Origin of the sequence: Burkholderia ubonensis (assembly GCF_902833085.1) — a bacterium.
Classification (GTDB): Bacteria; Pseudomonadota; Gammaproteobacteria; order Burkholderiales; family Burkholderiaceae; genus Burkholderia; species Burkholderia ubonensis.
In genome coordinates, this window is sequence record NZ_CADFEB010000009.1 from 422291 (window position 1) to 439561 (window position 17271).

Sequence of the window (17271 nt, forward strand, 5' to 3'; positions counted from 1 at the left end):
AACGTGCACATCGTACGAACTTTCCATCCGGGGCAGGCCGCTTATCGCGCGATGCAGCTGGCGGTCGCCCAGAACTACTACCAGGCGCACGGCGCGCGTCCGGAGCCGCGTCCCGACCAGTTCTGGTGCCTGACCGACCGCGCGATGACGCTGCCCGGCTACGCGTGCGTCGGATTGAGCTGGGGCGACAGCGCCCCGCTCTTCTCGGAGCACTATCTGGACGAGTCGCTGACGCACCTGTACGGGCTGTCGCGCGCGGAGCTCGTCGAACTCGGGCAGTTCTCGTCGTTCGGCTCGAAGGGCGCGGGGCGCTACCTGATCGCGAACGTGTTCCGCACGCTCGCCCAGCATCACTACCGGTACGTGCTGATGACGGCGACCGAGCGGGTGCGGCACATCGTGCAGTCGCTGCAGATCGGCTATGACGATCTCGGTCACGCATGCGTGAGCCGCGTGCGCGACCAGCACGTCGACTGGGGCACGTACTACGACAACGCGCCGCGCGTGATCATGGTGAAGATCGGCGGCATGGCCGCGCGCGACGAGCTGCCCGCCTGGAGCCCGCTCGACGACAAGCCGCCGCCGCGCTGCGCTTCCCGGCACGTCGCGCTCGCCGCGACCGGTCATTGATCCCGGTGGGCCGTGCGCTTCGGCGCCGGCCCGCCTCGTTACATCTGGAACGTCCCCATGTCCGATTCCAAACAATACGAAAACTTTCTCGTGTTCCTGGCGCCGCTGATCAACAGCGTCGGCGGGATCGCGATCGACCTGTACGCGCCGAGCATTCCGGCGATCGGCCACGAGCTCGGCGTCGCGCCGAGCATGATGCAGAACACGATCACCATCACGCTCGTGTTCTATGCGCTCGGCCAGCTCGCGTTCGGCATGCTCGCCGACTGGTGGGGGCGCCGGCCGTCCGTACTGGCCGGCCTCGCGCTGTTCATCGCGGGCAGCGCGCTCGCGGTGGCCGCGCCGTCGTTCGAGGCGCTGATGATCGGTCGCGCGATCCAGGGCTTCGCGATCGGGTCATGCCAGGTGGTCGCGCGCGCCGTGCTCGTCGATACCGTGAAGGGCGACCGTTTCCGCGTCGCGATCGTCTACCTGAGTCTCGCGTTCGGGCTCGGCCCGGTGATCGCGCCGTACGTCGGCGGGATCGTGCAGGAGATGGCGGGCTGGCGCTGGAATTTCGTCGTCTACTGCGGCTACGGGCTCGTCGTGCTGTCGTTCGCGTTCGCGGGGCTGCGCGAGTCGCTGCGGCCCGAGATGCGGCGCACGCCGGCGCAAACGATAGCGGGCTACCGCGAGATCCTGTCCGATCCGCATTTCCTGTCCGCCGTCGGGATGCTCGGGATGAGCTTCTCGGCGTTCCTGATGTGGAACGTGATCGGGCCGTACATCGTGCAGCATCGCCTCGGTCACAGCGCGTCGTACTTCGGATCGACGGCGCTCGCCGTCGGCCTGTGCTACCTCGGCGGCACGACGCTGAACCGCAGCCTGATCAAGCGCTACAGCGGCGAGCAGCTGATGCGCGGCGGGATCGTGCTGTTCGCGCTCGGCGTCGCGTGCGTCGCGTCGAGCGGCACCGCGCTCGTGCTCGTCACCGCGCTCGGCGGGATCATGCTGATCGCATTCGCGCAGGGCTTCATCTTCTCGAACGCGATGGCCCGCTCGATGGCGCTGTTTCCGGGGCGCGCGGGCGCCGCGGCGAGCCTGCAGGGCTGCCTGATGCTGGTGCTCGGGTCGCTCGCGTCGGGCATCGTGAGCGCGCTGCCGATCGCGACCAACGCGGCGATCGCGGTGATGTTCCTGTGCCTGCTGGGCGTGACCTCGTTCGCGTTCCGGCAACTGCATCGCCTGCACGTTCAGGTGGCGCGATGAGGGCGGCCGCCGCGCTCGCGCTGCGCGTCGTGCTCGGCGTGTTCTGGGCGTGGGCCGGGCTGTCGAAGCTCGCCGGGAGCTTCGACGCCGCGCCGTTCCTCGCGGCCGCGGCCACCCGCTCCGCCGCGGCGCCCGACGCGGTGCGGCTCGCGCTCGTCGACGCGATCGGCCGGTTCGCGCTGCCGCACGTCGCCGCGATCAACGTCGCGGTGCCGTGGCTCGAGCTCGGCGCGGGCCTGTCGATCCTGCTCGGCATCGCGGCCGGCTGGGGGATCGCCGCGGCCGCCGCGATGTCCGCGCTGTTCCTGATGTGCGGGGCCGTGAGCACGAACCCGCTGCTGCTGCTCGGCGCCGTGCTGCTCGCGATGTGGCATCCGTATGCGCGCGCGTGGTCCCTTGACGCGCTGCGCCCGCTCACTCCCCGATCCTGACCACGGCGGTGGGCGCTTTCAGGCCGCACGTCCGGTTGCCTCCGGACGTGCGGCTCTTTTTTTTCGTACGGACGCCGCACGAAATATTTAAACGGGCCTTCAAAAATTTGACATCTGGCGCGTGTGGGCCCGACCACACTGACACCATGACTCACTTGATCGGGAAGATTCCCATGAGACGCTCAACGTTCTATACCGTCGGCGCGCTGGCCGTCCTGTTCGGCGCGCTGTTCCTGTGGCGCATGGAACGCGTGTCGGCCGCCGACCGGCCGGCCGCGCCCGCAGCGCCGCTGCCTGTCGAAACCGTCGTCGTCGCGCCGCGCGCCGATCAGCCGTCGCTCGATGCGGTCGGTTCGCTCGAAGCGGTGCGGCAGGTGACGATCGCGCCGGAAGTCGCCGGGCGCGTCGTCGACATCCGCTTCGTCGCGGGCTCGCGCGTGAGCGCCGGGCAGCCGCTCGTGCAGCTCTACGATGCGCCCGAGCAGGCGAAGCTCGCCGGGCTGCAGGCGAAAGCCGACTACACGCGCCGGCAGTTCGCGCGCGCCGAGCAGCTCGTGCCGAACGGCGCCGAACCGAAGGCGACCTTCGACGCGCGCCGCTACGAGCTCGATGCCGCGCGCGCCGACATCCGCGAGACGCAGGCCGTGATCACGCAGAAGCTGATCCGCGCGCCGTTCTCCGGCGTGATCGGCCTGCGGCGCGTGAACCTCGGCCAGTACCTGAATCCGGGCGATGCAATCGTGACGCTCACCGATCTCGATGCGCTGCACGCGAACTTCACGGTGCCGCAGAAGGCGCTGAGCCGCGTCGCGCTCGGACAAGCCGTGCGCGTGACGACGGACGCCTACCCGGGCCGCACCTTCGAAGGGCGCGTGACCGCGATCGAGCCGCAGGTCGGCGACGAGACCCGCAACATCACCGTGCAGGCGACCGTGGCCAACGCCGACCAGCTGCTGCGCCCGGGCATGTACATCGATGCGCACCTGGCGCTGCCGGGCCGCGACGCGGTGATCAGCGTGCCGGATACCGCGGTGCAGACGTCGCAGGCGGGCGACAGCGTCGTCGTGGTCGAGCAGCGCGACGCGCGCGGCGTCGGCGTGGCGCGCGTGCGCCAGGTGCGCATCGGCGCGCGCGACCGGGGCCGCATCGTCGTCGAGGACGGGCTGCGCGCCGGCGACGTGGTCGTGACGACCGGGCAGCTGCGCGTCGCGCCGGGCGCGAAGGTGCAGGCGCTCGCCGATGCGTCCGCGCAACGGGAGAGCGTGCGATGAGCCAGCCCACACATGGACCCTCACAAGGCCCCACACAAGGCGCGCGCTTCACCGACATCTTCGTCCGGCGGCCGGTGCTGTCGCTCGTCTGCAGCCTGCTGGTCCTGCTGATCGGGCTGCGCTCGCTCGGCGCGCTGCCGGTGCGCCAGTACCCGATGCTCGAGAGCGCGACGATCAGCGTCGAGACCGCGTATCCCGGCGCGTCGCAGGCGCTGATGCAGGGCTTCGTGACGACGCCGATCGCGCAGTCGATCGCGACCGCGGACGGCATCGAATACCTCAGCTCCACGTCGACGCAGGGCAAGAGCGTCGTGAAGGCGCGGCTGCGCCTGAACGCGAACGCCGACCGCGCGATGACGGAAATCATGGCGAAGGTGCAGGAGGTCAAGTACAAGCTGCCCGAAGGCGCGTACGACTCGGTGATCACGAAGCTCACCGACGCGCCGACGGCCGTCATGTATCTCGGCTTCTCGAGCGACACGCTGTCGATTCCGGAGATCACCGACTACGTGGTGCGGGTCGCGCAGCCGCTCGTCACGACCGTGCCGGGCGTCGCGTCGGCCGAGATCGTCGGCGGGCAGAATCTCGCGATGCGGGTCTGGCTCGACGCGTCGCGGCTCGCCGCGCACGGGCTGTCGGCCGCGGATGTCGCAGGCGCGCTGAAGGCGAACAACGTGCAGGCCGCGCCGGGCCAGGTGAAGGGCGCGCTCACGGTCGCCGACATCTCCGCGAATACCGACCTGACCGACGTCGGCGCGTTCGGCAACCTCGTCGTGAAGTCCGATGCGAACGGCAGCTTCGTGCGGCTGCGCGACGTCGCGACCATCGAGCTCGGCGGGCAGCAATACAACGCGAGCGCGCTGATGAACGGCCACCGCGCGGTGAACATCGCGATCAACGCGACGCCGTCGGGCAACCCGCTCGACATCGTACGCGGCGTGCAGGCGCTGCTGCCGACGATGGAGCGCAACAAGCCGGCCAGCATCCGGATCGGCGACGTGTTCGACGTCGCGCGCTTCGTCAACGCGTCGATCGACGAGGTGCGCGAGACGATCGTCGAGGCGATCGCGATCGTCGTCATCGTGATCTTCCTGTTCCTCGGCTCGTTCCGCGCGGTCGTGATCCCGGTCGTGACGATTCCGCTCGCGCTCGTCGGCTCCGCCACGCTGATGCTCGCCGCCGGCTTTTCGCTGAACCTGCTCACGCTGCTCGCGATGGTGCTCGCGATCGGGCTCGTCGTCGACGACGCGATCGTCGTCGTCGAGAACATCCACCGGCACATCGAATCCGGCGAGCCGCCCGCGCGCGCGGCGCTGCTCGGCGCGCGCGAGATCGCGTCGCCCGTGATCGTGATGACGATCACGCTCGTCGCCGTGTACGCGCCGATCGGCCTGATGGGCGGGCTGACCGGATCGCTGTTCCGCGAATTCGCGTTCACGCTCGCGGGCGCGGTGTGCGTGTCGGCGTTGATCGCGCTGACGCTGTCGCCGATGCTGAGTTCGCTGCTGCTCGACAGCCGGATGTCGGAAGGGCGCATCGCGCGCGCGATCGAGCACACGCTGTCGCGCGTCACGCACGGCTACCGGCTGCTGCTGCACGCGAGCCTGGCCGCGCGGCCGGCGGTGCTGGTGTTCGGCGCGGGCGTGCTGCTCGGCATCGGGCTGCTGTTCAGCGGCGTGAAGCGCGAGCTCGCGCCGCAGGAGGACCAGGGCTCGATCATGCTGCAGGTGAAGGCGCCGCAGTACGCGAACCTCGACTACCTCGAACGCTACGCGCCGCAAGTCGAGAAGGTGTTCCGCTCGCTGCCGGAAGCCGACACGAGCTTCGTGCTGAACGGCGTCGGCGGCGCCAATCTCGGCTTCGCCGGCGTGAACCTCGTCGACTGGTCGAAGCGCACGCGCGGCGCCGCCGATCTGCAGGCGCTCGTGCAGGCGCGCGCGAACGCGATCGCCGGCGACCAGGTGTTCACGTTCCTGCTGCCGTCGCTGCCCGCGTCGAGCGGCGGCCTGCCGATCCAGATGGTGCTGCGCGCGCCGGCCGACTTCAAGGACATCTTCGCGACGATGGGCAAGCTGAAGGCCGCCGCGTCGAAGAGCGGGCTGTTCGCGGTCGTCGACAGCGACCTGACGTTCGACAGCCGCGCGGTCGGCGTGACGATCGACCGCAACCAGGCGAACGCGCTCGGCGTGACGATGAAGGACATCGCCGATACGCTCGCGGTGCTCGTCGGCGAGAACTACGTGAACCGCTTCGACCACAATGGTCGCTCGTACGACGTGATCCCGCAGGTCGCGCGCGCGGAGCGCCTGTCGTCCGACATGCTGAACCGCTATTACGTGAAGACGCGCAGCGGCAAGATGGTGCCGCTCGCGACGGTCGTGCACGTGTCGAACGGCAGCCAGGCGAACGCGCTCACGCAGTTCAACCAGATGAACTCGGCGACGCTGTCGGCCGTGGCAGCGCCGGGCGTGACGATGGGGCAGGCGGTCGAGTTCCTGCAGAAGCAGGCGCTGCCGCCCGGCTACGACATCGACTGGCTCGGCGAATCGCGCCAGTACGTGCAGGAGGGCAACCGGCTGACCGTCACGTTCGTGTTTGCGCTCGTCGTGATCTTCCTCGTGCTCGCCGCGCAGTTCGAGAGCCTGCGCGATCCGCTCGTGATCCTCGTGTCGGTGCCGCTGTCGGTGTGCGGCGCGCTCGTGCCGCTGTATCTCGGCTTTGCGACGCTGAACATCTATACGCAGATCGGGCTCGTCACGCTGATCGGGCTGATCTCGAAGCACGGGATTCTGATGGTGAGCTTCGCAAACGAGCTGCAGCGCACGCAGAACCTCGACCGGCGCGCGGCGATCGAGCACGCGGCCGCCGTGCGGCTGCGGCCGATCCTGATGACGACCGCGGCGATGGTCGCCGGGCTCGTGCCGCTGATCTTCGCGCGCGGCGCGGGCGCGGCCAGCCGCTTCGCGATCGGGATCACGGTCTCGACCGGCATGCTGGTCGGCACGCTGTTCACGCTGTTCGTGCTGCCGACCGTGTACACGCTGATCGCGAAGCGGCATCGCGAGGCGGCGACGAGCGAACGCGCGCGCGTGCTGGAGACCGTATGAGCGCGCCATCGACAACGCGCGCCGCGACGGCGCGCAACGGGAGAAACATGAATCGGATCCGTGTTGCGGCCGCCGCGGCGGTCGCGCTCTTCGCCACGGGCTGTACGATGGCGCCGCATTACCAGCGGCCGGATGCGCCCGTCGCGCAGGCGTTCCCGTCCGGCGGCGTCTATGCGACGCAGCCGGCCGCGGCGGCCGGCGCGCGCAGCGCGAACGGCCAGGCGGCGACCGACATCGGCTGGCGCGAGTTCTTCGTCGATCCGCGCCTGCAGCGGCTGATCGAGATCGCGCTGAAGAACAACCGCGACCTGCGGGTTGCGGTGCTGAACGTCGCCGCCGCACGTGCGCAGTATCAGATCACTCGCGCGGACCTGATGCCGACGCTCGACGCGGTCGGCACCGGCAATCGCACACGCTTGCCGAACTCGCTGACGGCCATTCCGGGACGCAACATTACGACGACCTACAACGTCGGGCTGCAGGCGTCGTGGGAGCTCGACCTGTTCGGCCGGCTCCAGAGCCTGAAGGACCAGGCGCTCGCGAAATACCTCGCGACCGCGCAGGCCCGCAAGGCGTCGGAGATTCTGCTGGTGTCACAGGTCGCCGACCAGTACCTGACGGTGCTGTCGACCGACGACCTGCTGAAGGTGACGAAAGACACGCTGAAGACCGCGCAGGCATCGTACGACCTGACGAAGCTGAGGTTCGACAACGGCACGGGCTCGGAGCTCGATCTGCGCCAGGCACAGACCGTGGTCGAAACGGCGCTAGCGAACCAGCAGGCGCAGGCGCGTGCGCGCGCGCAGGCGGTGAACGCGCTGGTGCTGCTGATCGGCGAGCCGCTGCCGGACGACCTGCCGGCGGGCATGCCGCTCGACGCGCAGAACTTCCTGACCGACATTCCGGCCGGGTTGCCGTCGGACCTGCTCGCGCGTCGTCCGGACATCATGGAAGCGGAGCAGAACCTGCTTGCTGCGAATGCGAACATCGGCGCGGCGCGCGCGGCGTTCTTCCCGCGCATCTCGCTGACGGGCGCGTTCGGCACCGCGAGCCCGACGCTCGGCGGGCTGTTCAAGGCCGGCACCGCGGCGTGGTCGTTCGCGCCGCAGATCGCGATGCCGATCTTCGAGGGCGGCGCGAACCTCGCCAATCTCGATCTCGCGAACGTGCAGAAGCGCATCGAGATCGCGAACTACGAGAAGGCGATCCAGTCGGCGTTCCGCGAAGTGGCGGACGGGCTCGCTGCGCGCGGCACGTACGACCGGCAGATCGGCGCGCTCGAGCGCAACGAGCACGCGCAGCAGCGTCGTTATGACCTGTCGGACCTGCGCTACAAGAACGGCGTCGACAGCTACCTGTCGGTGCTGACCGCGCAGACCGACCTGTACGCGGCGCAGCAGACGCTGATTACCGCGCGGCTCGCGCGCTGGACCAGCCTCGTCGACCTGTATCGCGCGCTGGGCGGCGGCTGGATCGAGCGGGCCGGCGAGACGCCGCGCCCGGCCGACCAGCCGGTCGACTACGGCAAGGCGGCTGCACCAGCGTCGGCCGTCGCGGCGAACGGCTGAACGCCGCCGGTCAGACGCCTGCGATACCCCGCAAACGACAACGCCACGGACTTTCGACCGTGGCGTTGTCTTTCATGCGTGAGGCGTCGCGCCGTCTTCGCTCAGTCCGCGTCCTTCGCGAACTGCACCGCGATCGCGCCGAGCACGCAGATCGCCGCGACGTACACGACCGGCGCGAGCGGATTCGACTTCATCATCAGCGACACGATCACCGGCGTCAGGCCGCCGAAGATCGCATAGGCGACGTTGTACGAGAACGAGATTCCCGAGAACCGAACGACCGCCGGGAAGCTCTTCACCATCACGAACGGCACCGCGCCGATCGCGCCGACCGCGAAGCCCGCGATCCCGTAGTAGAGCGGCAGCGTCGACGCGTCGGCCGCGACCTGCGCGAACAGCAGGTAATAGCACGCGGCCAGCACGAGGCCGCCGAGGCCGAGCACGCGCTTCGCGCCGATCCAGCCGGCGAGCGAGCCCGCGGTGATGCAGCCGGCGGTCAGGCACAGCGTCGCGATGCTGTTCGCGAACAGCGTCGTGGCCGGCGACAGGTGGAACTGCTTCTGCAGCAGCGCGGGCGTCATCAGGATCACGACGACGATCGCCGCCGACAGCATCCACGTGAGCAGCATCGACACGATCACCGCGCGGCCGTGGTCGCGCAGCACGGCCTTCAGCGGGATCTCGGCCGCGAGCGCCTTCTTCGCCTTCATTTCGGCGAACACCGGCGTCTCGTGCAGCCAGCGGCGCAGGTAGACGGAGAACAGGCCGAACACGCCGCCGAGCAGGAACGGGATGCGCCACGCGAACGCGGTGACCTCGGCGGGCGCGTAGCGGCGGTTGATGCCGGCCGCGACGAGCGAGCCGAGCAGGATGCCGGCCGTGAGGCCCGCGGTCAGCGTGCCGCACGCGTAGCCGATGTGGCGCGACGGCACGTGCTCGGACACGAACACCCACGCGCCGGGCACCTCGCCGCCGACCGCCGCGCCCTGCAGGATGCGGAACAGCAGCAGCAACACGGGCGCGAGGATGCCGACCGTGTCGTAGGTCGGCAGCAGGCCCATCAGCAGCGTCGGGACCGACATCATCAGCACGCTCAGCGTGAACATCCGCTTGCGGCCGACGAGGTCGCCGAAGTGCGCCATGATCACGCCGCCGAGCGGGCGCGCGAGATAGCCGGCCGCGAAGATGCCGTAGGTCTGCAGCACGCGCAGCCATTCGGGGATGTCGTGCGGAAAGAACAGCTGCCCGATCGCGGGCGCGAAGAACACGAAGATGATGAAGTCGTAGAACTCGAGCGCGCCGCCGAGCGCGGCGAGGCCGAGGGTCTTGTAGTCGCTGCGCGTCAGCGCGCGCTCGGCGGCGCGCGGGGCGCCGCTCAATTCGGAAGCTTGCATGGTCAGGGCGATCGGTATTCGAATTAATTGTCTGAATCGGCGCCGCGTCTCCAAGGCGCGGCCTGCCTCGTCGACGAGGTGCGCCGGGCGCGGATGGCGCACGGCGCACGCATCGCGTCGCCCGGGTCGGGCAAGCGGGGACGAGTGTCAAGCGAGTGGAGGGATTCTACAGGAGCACGAACGTGCGCAAGGCGGGCATGAGGCTTTCGGGCGGCAGCGCGCGGCGCAGGCGGGCGAACGGATCGCCGCCGCGCCGCGCGCGCCGGGGTTGCGTCAGTTGCCGGCGATCGTGTCGACCGGCTTGAACGCGCCGCCCTCGACCCGGTAGATCGTCACCGGCGCATCCTTCAGGTCGCCCTTGGCGTCATAGGCGATGCGCTCCGCCGATACGCCCTTGACCGTCACCTTGCCGAGATACGGCGTGTAGACTTTCGGGTCGGTCGAATTGGCGTCCTTCATCGCGGTGAGCAGCGCGATCGTCCCGTCGTACGAGTAGGGCGAATAGGTGATCACGTCTTCGTTGAAGCGCGCCTTGTAGCGTGCCGCGTAGCCGGCGAAGCCGGGCATCTTCTCCTTCGGCAGCCCGCCCATGTAGACGATCGCGCCTTCCGCCGCGGTGCCGCCCACCTTCAGGAACGTCGGCGAGCGCGACATCTCGCCCGTCACGAACGCGGACTTGATCCCGAGCTGGCGCATCTTGCGGATCATCGGCGACGATTGCGCGTCGCCGCCGCCGTAGAAGATCGCGTCGGGATTCATCCCCTTCAGGTTGGTCAGGATCGCGGAGAAGTCGAGCGCCTTGTCGTTCGTGAAATCGCGCTTGATGATCGTGCCGCCCGCCGCCTGCACGGCTTTCGCGAATTCGTCGGCGATGCCCTGGCCGTACGCGGTGCGGTCGTCGATGATCGCGATGCGCTTGAAGTGCATGGTCTTCACCGCATAGGTGCCGACGATGCGGCCCGCCTGCGCGTCGCTCGTCAGCAGCCGGTAGGTGGTCTTGTAGCCGCGCGCGGTGTATTGCGGCGAGGTCGCCATCGAGATCTGCGGCAGCCCCGCGCGATCGTACAGGTCGGACGCCGGGATGCTGGTGCCCGAGTTGAAGTGGCCGATGATGCCGCGCACGTTGTCGTCGATCAGGCGCTGCGCGACGGTGGTGCCGGTGCGCGGGTCGGCCTGGTCGTCCTGCGAATCGAGCTGGAACGTGACCGGCTTGCCGCCGATCGTCGGATTGGTCGCGTTGAAATCGGCGATCGCGAGCTGCACGCCTTTCTGCATGTCGGTGCCGTAGTTCGATTGCGGGCCGGTCAGCGGCGCGGCGAAACCGATCCTGACGACGTCGGCGGCGATGGCGTGGGCGCCCGACAGTGCGCAGGCGGCGGCCAGCGCGACGTGCGATACCTTCAGCTTCACTTTCACTTCCCCTTGATGGCGTGGTTGGGCCGGCGCCGGAACGTGGGCCGGCTGCCGGTGAACCGGGCGAGACGCTGTGCTGAAATCGGCGCATCGAGCGGCGATCGCGGCATGTCATGCGGGTCGCACGCCGGCAGGGCCGTGTGGCGTCTCGTGACCGTGAAGCGAAGTCTAGGTAGCGAAAATGCGCGCGTCTTGCGCGTTGCGAGCGTGGCCGGCGACGATTTCGGCATATCGTCGATAACCCTGATCTATGCCGAAATCGTCATTTCGCGTGCGCAATCGCGCCAAGGCGCGGCGCGGCCGTGTTTTTTAGGATGGCGGACCCGGGCGCGCACGACTGCGCGCGCGGGATCGTGCGCACGGCGCGCCGCCAGTGGGGCGCGCTCCTATAATCGACGCCATCAGCCACTCGCCTAGCGGATGCCGGGATGACGACCTTGCTTGCCGTACCGTCCATGAGCCTGTCCGACACCTTGCGCTACCAGCCCGACAACGCCGACTTCGGCGCGATGCTCGCGCACTTCCGGCTGCTCGAGCCGGTCTTCGACGCGCTGCCCGACGTCGCGTTCTTCGTGAAGGATGCGGACGGCCGCTACGCGCTCGTCAACCGCACGCTGGCGATGCGCTGCGGCTACAAGGACAAGCGCGACCTGCTCGGCAAGACCACCGACGAGGTGTTCCCGCGCCGCTTCGGCCGCAGCTACTTCGAGCAGGATATGGCGACGATCACCGCCGGCCACCAGCTGACGGACCAGCTCGAACTGCACCTGTACCCCGGCCGCCAGCCGGGCTGGTGCCTGACCTGCAAGGAGCCGCTGCGCGATGCGGCCGGCAAGGTGATCGGCCTCGCGGGCATCTCGCGCGACCTGAAGGCGCACGAAGGGTCGCATCCGGCCTACAGCAAGCTCGCGGACGTGGTCCAGTACATCCAGGATCATTACGTGCAGCCGCTGAACCTCAGGCAGCTCGCGCAGATGGCCGGGATGTCGGTCGCGCAGCTCGAGCGCTACTTCCACAAGGTGTTCCACCTGACGCCGCGCCAGGTGCTGCTGAAGACGCGGCTCGACGCCGCGACCGCATTGCTGGTCACGCACGACAAGGTGACCGACGTCGCGGCGCTATGCGGGTACACCGATCACAGCGCGTTCACGCGCCAGTTCAAGGCGACGGTCGGCGTGACGCCGACGGAATACCGGATGATGCTGCAGGATCGGGCGGGATGACCTGGCGCGCCCGGAGCACGAATCTCGCCACAATTGTCACTCCCACCATTCGCTGACCGGCGACTAAAACTGTCTCATGACCCACAGCGAGCGATCGCTCTGACCCGGAGGCAGCAATGACCACGAACACATCACCGGACGATGGAAGGAAGGAGGGGCAGCCCGCGATGAAGACGCCGCCGATCGTGTCGCCGCAGGACTGGGCGGCCGCGCGCGAACGGCTGCTCGTCAAGGAAAAGGAACTGACCCGCGCCCGCGACGCCCTGGCCGCCGAGCGGCGGCGGATGCCCTGGGTCGCCGTGGAAAAGAAGTACGCATTCGACGGGCCTGACGGCAAGGCGAGCCTGCTCGACCTGTTCCACGGGCGCCGCCAGCTGATCGTGTACCGCGCGTTCTTCGAGCCCGGCGTGCACGGCTGGCCGGAGCATGCGTGCATCGGCTGCTCGATGGTGGCCGACCACGTCGGCCACCTTGCTCACCTGAACGCCCGCGACACCACCCTCGTGTTCGCGTCACGCGCGCCGCAGGCCGACATCACGCGCCTGAAGGCACGGATGGGATGGAATATTCCGTGGTACACGATCACCGACAGTTTCGATGCCGACTTCGGCGTGGACGAATGGCACGGCCACAACGCATTCATCCGCGACGGCGAGCGCGTGTTCCGCACGTATTTCATCAACAGTCGCGGCGACGAGGCGATGGGCACCACGTGGAGCTATCTCGACATGACGGCGCTCGGGCGCCAGGAGACGTGGGAGGATTCGCCGGAGGGGTACCCGCAGGGCCGGCCGTACAAATGGTGGAACTGGCACGACAGCTACGTGCCCGACGCCGCGCCCGACCCGAAGTGGGTCGAGGTATCCGATGCGGGAGAGGCGGCCTTCCGGAAGCGCGACAGTTAATTCGGCGCGGTGGCGCGCGTCGACAGGAACGGCGGCGGTCCGCCGCCTGCGGGCTCAGCGGTAGCCGAGACCTTTCAGTACGGCCGTGCCGTTTTCGGTCAGGCGGAAGCTCGGCTGCGCATCGGCATCGAGCTTGACCATTTCAACGAGGCCGGCTTCCTGCAGCGCCGGCAGTTCGGGTTTTGCGTTGGCGCCGATCGGCGCGTGCAGCAGCACGAGCAGCGTCGCGATTTCGTGATGGCTGAGCAGGCGGCGCAGCATCGTTCTGGGTTTGGCAGGGGGCGCGGCCGGGCGGCCCGCGGGTGCAACTACGGCGCTCATCGCTGTCCTCCTAGTTCGACGGTTTCTTCGGGTATGGTTGCGGATGGTGCCGTCGAAGACTTAAGCGATTCTTAAAACTCCCCGGTCGTCGGCCGGCCGCGGCGAGCCGGTGGTTACGACATGTAACGGCACGGCGGCGGCTTTGCGAACCGGATCGGCGCAAGCCGCTTCAGGCGGGCGTCCGACAGCACAAGCGCCAGCGTAGTGCATGCGCGGCCGATTCACCAGACAAATAGACGATGACCTTTCGTCGCACCCGGTTTTTCCCTGCCCCTTATTTTCTTCGCTGCGCCTGCGCCGCCAGGCGAACGGCCGCGTTCGCCGCGCCGTAGCCGTCGTACCCGCCGCGCCGCTCGACGATCTCGAGCGAGAAGCGGTTGTCGACCAGTTCCGTAAACGCATGCAGGAACTCGCCGCCGCTGTCGTCGCGGTCGTACAGCAGATGGTGGGTGCTCAGCGTGTCGATGAAGTCGTCCGGCAGCGCGTAGCGCGCGGCGAGGTCGTCGTAGTAGTTGCGCGGGATGCGCAGGAACGGCACGCCGTCGGCCGCGAATTCGGCGACCGTCTTCACGATGTCGTCGGTGCGGAACGCGACGTGGTTCAGCCCGGTGCCGTGGTAGCGGTCCAGCGATTCGGCGACGGCCGTGTGGCGATCGACCGACGCGTTCAGCGCGATCCGCACCGAGCCGTCCGCGCTGCGCACCGCGCGGCTGCGCATCAGCCCGTACGGATCGGGCACGAGCCAGCTGCGCTCGGCCTCGAAGCCGAACGCGGTCTTGAAGAACAGGATCCACGTATCGAGCGCGTCGCCCGGCAGCGCGAGGCACACGTGGTCGATGCCGGTCAGCGGGCCGACCTCGCTCGGGCCGTCGATGTCGGTCAGCACGAAATCGGATTCATAGAGCGTCGGCGCGTCCGGCGCCTCGTCGACGAAGTATTCGAGGCTGCCGTCCGGCGCCTTCACGCTCGGCAGCACGCGCTCGTTCGGGCCGACGCTTCCGGAAAACGGCGCATAGCCGAAGCCCGCCGCGCGATCGAACGCGACTTTCGCGTCGTCGACGCGGAACGCCGACGCGCACAGCGACAGCCCGTGCTGCTGGAAGAACGCGTCGGCGAACGAATCCTGCTCCGCGTTCAGCACGATCGACGCGGCGCCGTGCTGGAACAGCGTCACGTCCTTCGAGCGGTGCCGCCCGGCGAGCCGGAAGCGCATCTTGCCGAGCCACTCGCCGACGTTGGCCGCGGCCCGTGCGTCGACCGCGAATTCGATGAACTGGAACCCGACGTGCGCGGGCGGCGCGGGTGGCGCGAACAGCGTCTGGCCGGCGCCCGGCGCGCGGCCTTCCCGCGCGAGCCGCGCGCGCGTCTGCTCTTCCAGGTAGAGCAGCGAGCGGTGGCCGTTGGCGGCCGTGAGCGCGGTCGGCGCCGCGCGGAAGCCGTCATTGAAGATCTCCAGCGACAGCGGCCCCGTATAGCCGGCCTCGATCACTCGCGCGGTGAAGCGCGCGAGGTCGAAGTCGCCCTGGCCGGGGAACGAGCGGAAGTGGCGGCTCCATTCGATCACGTCCATCACGAGCTTCGGCGCGTCGGCGATCTGCACGAACGCGATCCGGTCGCCGGGGATGTCGGCGATCGCGTCCGGCGAATCGTCGAGCGACAGCGTGTGGAAGCTGTCGAGCGCGAGCCCGAGATGCGGGCTGTTCACCGCGTTCACGAGCCGCCACGCGTGGCCGTAGGTTTTCACGACCCGCCCCCACGCGAGCGCTTCGTAGGCGGCGACGACGCCCGCCTGCCGCGCGGCCTCGGCGAGCGCGCCGAGCTGGTCGACGAGCAGCCCGTCGTCCGCGATCGTATCGGGGGACGCGCTGCTGCAGACGAGGATGCGGTCGGTGCCGAGCGCGTGCATCACGTCGAACTTGCGCTTGATGCGGTCGAGGTTGCGCGCGAGCTGCGCGGGGCTCACGCCCTCGAAATCGCGAAACGGCTGGAACAGCACGATGTCGAGGCCGAGATCGGCGGCCATGTTCCGCACGTCGGCGGGCGAGCCGTCGAAGTAGACGAGGTCGTTCTCGAAGATTTCGACGCCGTCGAAACCCGCGGCCTGGATGGCGGCGAGCTTCTCGGCGAGCGTGCCGGACAGGGACACGGTGGCGATCGAGCGCTGCATGGGCGAATCCTGCGGATGAGCGGGGGTGGCGCCGGCCGGACTGACCCTGAATGAACCAGTCATAGAGTCCCGGGAACGCGCCATATCCCGAATTTACTGGGTGATGGATCGGATTATACAAACTAACTAGGTGGTACAAATTAGCGAAAACCCGAAAAGACTTTGCGCTTTCGCAAGCGCACACTAGCGTCGAATCTTGACGTGAGGGGGCGAAGTCGCGTAGCGATGAGCCCCCGTTTTTGGAGCAACTGACATGAGCAAGCGCAAGGTCCTGGTACTGAACGGCCCGAACCTGAACCTGCTGGGGACGCGTGAACCCCACATCTACGGCGCGGAAACGCTCGCCGACGTCGAGCAGCGCTGCCGCGCCGCGGCCGATGCGCTCGGGCTCGCGATCGACTTTCGCCAGTCGAACGCCGAGCACCAGCTGATCGACTGGCTGCACGCGGCGCGTCACGACACGGACGGCGTCGTGATCAACCCGGCCGCGTATACGCACACGTCGGTCGCGCTGGCCGACGCGCTGTCGGCGATCGCGAAGCCGGTGATCGAGGTCCACATCTCGAACGTGCACCGCCGCGAGCCGTTCCGCCACCACTCGTACGTATCGGCGGTCGCCGAAGCCGTGATCTGCGGCTGCGGCACCGAAGGCTACGTGTTCGCGCTGCAGCGCATGTCCACCATTCTTTCGCAAGGAGCCGCGCGATGAGCCGCCCGTCCTTTCTGATCGGCCTGATCGGCCAGGGCATCGGCGGTTCGCTGTCGCCCGCGATGCATGAGGAAGAAGGATTCCGCCAGGGATTCGGCTATGTCTACCGGCGCATCGACCTCGACGTGCTCGGCCTGACCGCCGACGCGCTGCCGCAACTGCTCGCGGCCGCCGAGCAGATGGGCTTTACGGGCCTGAACATCACGCACCCGTGCAAGCAGCGCGTGATCGAGCACCTCGACGCGCTGTCCGACGACGCGCGCGCGCTCGGCGCGGTCAACACCGTGCTGTTCAAGGACGGCAAGCGGATCGGCCACAACACCGACTGGTCGGGCTTCGCGAAGTCGTTCCGGCGCGGGCTGCCGGGCGCATCGCTCGAACGTGTCGTCCAGCTCGGCGCGGGCGGCGCGGGAGCCGCCGTCGCACACGCGGCGCTGCAGATGGGCGCGGCCGAACTGGCGATCTTCGACGTCGACGCGTCGCGCGCCCGCGCGCTCGCCGACGAGCTGCAGCAGCGCTTCCCCGCCGCGAAAGTGACGCAGGGCGACGACCTCGCGAGCGCGGTGCGCGCCGCGACCGGCCTGATCCACGCGACGCCGACCGGCATGGCGAAGCATCCGGGCCTGCCGCTGCCGGCCGAGCTGCTGCACGCGGGGATGTGGGTTGCCGACATCGTGTACTTCCCGCTCGAAACCGAGCTGGTCCGGGCGGCGCGCGCGGCAGGCTGCGCGACGCTGCCGGGCGGCGGAATGGCGGTCTACCAGGCCGTCGACGCATTCGAGATCTTCACCGGACGCACGCCCGACGCCGAGCGGATGTTCGACCACTTTCAGGCGCTCGTTGCGCGCTGACCCTCGATAGATTCAGAGAAAGACGAGACCAGG

14 protein-coding genes are annotated in these 17271 nt (G+C 68.7%); 10 read left to right on the forward strand and 4 right to left on the reverse strand.

Features of this window, described 5'->3' with window-relative positions; genetic code table 11:
- Positions 1 to 3 precede the first annotated feature (3 nt).
- The 6 genes from HWX31_RS26165 to HWX31_RS26190 all read left to right on the forward strand — a co-directional run bounded on the left by HWX31_RS26165 (position 4) and on the right by HWX31_RS26190 (position 8255).
- A complete protein-coding gene (locus HWX31_RS26165; protein ID WP_059614178.1) occupies positions 4 to 630 on the forward strand; it encodes a thermostable hemolysin in 627 nt (208 codons plus the stop codon).
- 57 nt (positions 631 to 687) lie between these two features.
- Positions 688 to 1878 carry a multidrug effflux MFS transporter gene (locus HWX31_RS26170; protein ID WP_059618023.1) on the forward strand — a complete coding sequence of 397 codons (1191 nt, stop codon included), beginning with the start codon at positions 688 to 690 and terminating at the stop codon, positions 1876 to 1878.
- On the forward strand, positions 1875 to 2309 hold the full coding sequence (locus HWX31_RS26175; protein ID WP_174964268.1) for a DoxX family protein: 435 nt from the start codon (positions 1875 to 1877) through the stop codon (positions 2307 to 2309). The genes HWX31_RS26170 and HWX31_RS26175 overlap by 4 nt, the downstream gene beginning before the upstream one ends.
- A gap of 173 nt (positions 2310 to 2482) precedes the next feature.
- Positions 2483 to 3580: an efflux RND transporter periplasmic adaptor subunit gene (locus tag HWX31_RS26180; RefSeq protein WP_174964269.1), complete on the forward strand. Its 1098-nt coding sequence runs from the start codon at positions 2483 to 2485 to the stop codon at positions 3578 to 3580.
- Complete coding sequence (locus tag HWX31_RS26185) at positions 3577 to 6687, forward strand: efflux RND transporter permease subunit (RefSeq protein WP_174964270.1); 3111 nt, start codon at positions 3577 to 3579, stop codon at positions 6685 to 6687. Before HWX31_RS26180 ends, HWX31_RS26185 begins: the two co-directional genes overlap by 4 nt.
- Positions 6688 to 6734: 47 nt before the next feature.
- Positions 6735 to 8255, forward strand: a complete 1521-nt coding sequence (locus tag HWX31_RS26190) for an efflux transporter outer membrane subunit (protein WP_174964271.1) — start codon at positions 6735 to 6737, stop codon at positions 8253 to 8255.
- A gap of 101 nt (positions 8256 to 8356) precedes the next feature.
- Here the strand turns inward: HWX31_RS26190 and HWX31_RS26195 are convergent, their stop codons facing one another.
- Both HWX31_RS26195 and HWX31_RS26200 read right to left on the reverse strand, forming a co-directional pair.
- Positions 8357 to 9649, reverse strand: a complete 1293-nt coding sequence (locus HWX31_RS26195; RefSeq protein ID WP_045564008.1) for an MFS transporter — start codon at positions 9647 to 9649, stop codon at positions 8357 to 8359.
- A gap of 273 nt (positions 9650 to 9922) precedes the next feature.
- Positions 9923 to 11059 (reverse strand): branched-chain amino acid ABC transporter substrate-binding protein, encoded by a 1137-nt coding sequence (locus HWX31_RS26200; RefSeq protein WP_174964272.1) that lies wholly within the window; start codon positions 11057 to 11059, stop codon positions 9923 to 9925.
- Between the two features lie 431 nt (positions 11060 to 11490).
- Here HWX31_RS26200 and HWX31_RS26205 point away from each other — a divergent pair, with 431 nt between their 5' ends.
- Both HWX31_RS26205 and HWX31_RS26210 read left to right on the forward strand, forming a co-directional pair.
- Positions 11491 to 12285 (forward strand): AraC family transcriptional regulator, encoded by a 795-nt coding sequence (locus tag HWX31_RS26205; RefSeq protein WP_059716534.1) that lies wholly within the window; start codon positions 11491 to 11493, stop codon positions 12283 to 12285.
- A 116-nt stretch (positions 12286 to 12401) separates the two neighbouring features.
- Entirely contained in the window at positions 12402 to 13190 is a 789-nt protein-coding gene (locus tag HWX31_RS26210; RefSeq protein WP_174964273.1) for a DUF899 domain-containing protein, read from the forward strand.
- A gap of 54 nt (positions 13191 to 13244) precedes the next feature.
- Here the strand turns inward: HWX31_RS26210 and HWX31_RS26215 are convergent, their stop codons facing one another.
- A complete protein-coding gene (locus HWX31_RS26215) occupies positions 13245 to 13511 on the reverse strand; it encodes a hypothetical protein (protein ID WP_174964274.1) in 267 nt (88 codons plus the stop codon).
- Between the two features lie 274 nt (positions 13512 to 13785).
- A complete protein-coding gene (locus HWX31_RS26220) occupies positions 13786 to 15678 on the reverse strand; it encodes a bifunctional sugar phosphate isomerase/epimerase/4-hydroxyphenylpyruvate dioxygenase family protein (protein ID WP_174964275.1) in 1893 nt (630 codons plus the stop codon).
- A 253-nt stretch (positions 15679 to 15931) separates the two neighbouring features.
- Between HWX31_RS26220 and aroQ the strand changes: the two genes are divergently transcribed.
- Both aroQ and HWX31_RS26230 read left to right on the forward strand, forming a co-directional pair.
- Positions 15932 to 16387: a type II 3-dehydroquinate dehydratase gene (aroQ, locus tag HWX31_RS26225; protein WP_059624299.1), complete on the forward strand. Its 456-nt coding sequence runs from the start codon at positions 15932 to 15934 to the stop codon at positions 16385 to 16387.
- A complete protein-coding gene (locus HWX31_RS26230; protein ID WP_059614158.1) occupies positions 16384 to 17238 on the forward strand; it encodes a shikimate dehydrogenase in 855 nt (284 codons plus the stop codon). Before aroQ ends, HWX31_RS26230 begins: the two co-directional genes overlap by 4 nt.
- Positions 17239 to 17271: the final 33 nt, after the last annotated feature.